The organism is Vibrio sp. 811 (assembly GCF_033339195.1).
Map to the genome: position 1 here is coordinate 1 of NZ_JAWOUB010000612.1, position 603 is coordinate 603.

At 47.1% G+C, this 603-nt stretch carries 1 pseudogene; it reads right to left on the reverse strand.

Annotation, left to right across the window (positions count from 1 at the left end):
• A pseudogene (locus R7Q46_RS28395) lies at window positions 1–603 on the reverse strand (insulinase family protein); the annotation flags it as partial.

Here is a 603-nt window from a genome sequence, read left to right on the forward strand (position 1 = left end):
AGCCCGACAACGTCAAAGTTACCCCACCTTGGTGCGCATACATGTTGTAGCCCATGCCCGCGATTTCAGCTTGGTAGGTTTCTTTAGCTAATGAGTCCAAAAACATTTCGACACAAAGACGTGTTTTCACAATATTTTTAGGCGATGCGACCGCGTGAGAACTGTCGATCGCAACGTACACTACGCCTTTCGGCACTCGGAACTCATCATCTTGCAAATGCCACAGGCGAAAACCTTCGATATCTTCAATCAACTCCGGTAGTGAGCCCCCGTTTTCAAAGGTCATTGGGTCGAGGTCGTAACAAATGTACGGGTTCTTCTCTGGCAGAACAAACTGCCAACGCGGATCAATTTGTTGGAAGAAGCGTTTTTGCTCGCTACTGAATGGAGTGACGGAGTAGGGGGTGAAATACCACTCCGCAGTGCGATTGTACTCAAGCCCTTTGGCGATCAGCGTAACGCGGACATTGTCGACAGATAAATATTGCAGCAGAGAACGTTGTAGATCTTCATCATAGCCCGACATTTTGTAGTCGCCATAGATAATATCGTGCGGCTGATAATGCTGCATATTGATGACTAAATGGCTAACTAAATCGAGAG